The following is a 1,658-nucleotide window of genomic DNA, read 5'->3' as shown; positions in this document are numbered from 1 at the left end:
CTATTTAGCCCCTAAATGAACTTGGACAATAAGAGTAAAAATTATTATACTGCTTAATGTACCAAGGAGGCTAAACAACATGACACGAACCAAACACTCTACGGAGTTTAAATTACAAGTCATCAAAGAGGCGCAGGAGACAGGCAATAACAGCCTTGTTGCCCGCCGTTATGAGCTGAATTCCAACATGGTATCCCGTTGGGTGCGGGAATATAGAGATGGCAAATATGGTGACGTAGATGTCACTGTTTTGCCGGACCTTGATCCGAAAGAGCTATCCAGGGAAAATGAAAAGCTTAAAACATTGCTTGGTGAAAAAGACCTTGAAATCGCGATTTTACGCGATATTATAAAAAAGAAAAACCCTCACTTGCTGAAAAGATTGAAGTAGCCGACAACTGGATCCAAAAAGGCTATTCCATTTCCAAGGTGCTGAAAATCATAGGGATCGCTCGTTCCACCTACTATTATCAAAAGAACTACCGGGTGGAAGAGAAAAAAGTAAGTGAGGGTCGTCCAGCACCGGGCTATTCCTTCACAGAAGACGGACGAAAAGTATCAGACGAACAAATCAAAGAATTCCTTTTGGAGGAAATTGCAGGCGACGGCTTCAACTATGGCTACCGTAAACTGACGAAGAGGCTTCGCCGCCAATATAAGCTTGTGATCAACAAGAAAAAAGTGTACCGGTTGTGCAAAGAGCTGGGCATCTTGCGGCCACAGCGGAAAAAGAAGACACAACACCCCAGGAAACTGGCACGAAACCATACGATAACAGACTCAAACCAGCTATGGGAAGCAGATATCAAATACGGCTACATCGAAGGGGAAGACCGTTTCTTCTTTGTCCTGTCCATCATCGATGTGTATGACCGTGGAATTGTCGCCTATCACAACGGATTAAGCTGTACAGCCAAAGATGCCATCCAGGCACTTCAACAGGCATTGTTAAGACGGCAACAATTCAGTGGAGAGACCAAACCAGTGATCCGGACAGACAATGGGCCACAGTTTGTCTCCCATGCTTTTGAGGAATTTTGCGAAAAGTACCAGATCGAACATGAAAGGATTCCTCCGAGAACGCCGAATATGAATGCCCATATTGAATCTTTTCATCGCATCTTTGAAGATGATTGCCTTTCAAGGTGGCAGTTTGAAACCTACGCGCAGGCATATGAAGCCGTCACGGATTTTATGGTCTTCTACAACGAAAGACGGATGCATTCAAGCATTTTGGACCTGTCACCTCAAGAGTTCTACGAACAAAACAAGCAAAATAGATTGGAAATCAAAGAAGTTCGGGTGTAATCAACTCATTAGGAAGATAGTGCTGGAAGGAATCATCATCCGGCCGCGAAAAGAGCCACAGCGCAGCTGCTTGCCGTTGAGCGCAGCGCCCGATTCTTAGTAGGCGATGGAAGGGGTCGGGGGCCCCGCCAGCGAATACTTAGAATCGGTTTGTCCGTGTTAGCATTGATCGCATGAAGAGCCCTAAAGGCTGTTTTTTTAGCAATCTTGCGCCGATCCCCCAACACGGACAAAAGCAAGGTCAATGGTGGCGGACAAGAAGCGCAGGATCCAATATCAAGAAATAGGTAGCTATTTTAAGAAAAAGATAGATTAAGAGTAACTATGTCCAAAATTCGGGGGTTAATCCG

General features: G+C 45.1%; 1 protein-coding gene. It reads left to right on the top strand.

Going from position 1 to position 1,658, the window contains the following annotated elements; genetic code table 11:
- Positions 1–79 precede the first annotated feature (79 nt).
- Positions 80–1,308 (top strand): IS3 family transposase gene (locus FS666_RS19200; RefSeq protein WP_144463773.1). Its coding sequence is split into 2 segments (ribosomal slippage): positions 80–368 and positions 368–1,308, totalling 1,230 coding nucleotides; the frame shifts between segments, so codons are not numbered across the junction.
- Positions 1,309–1,658: the final 350 nt, after the last annotated feature.

Origin of the sequence: Siminovitchia fortis, assembly GCF_007681465.1 — a bacterium.
Lineage (GTDB): Bacteria > Bacillota > Bacilli > Bacillales > Bacillaceae_C > Siminovitchia > Siminovitchia fortis.
The sequence above is the reverse complement of the archived record's forward strand: the minus strand, read 5'-3'. Positions and strand labels throughout refer to the sequence as shown.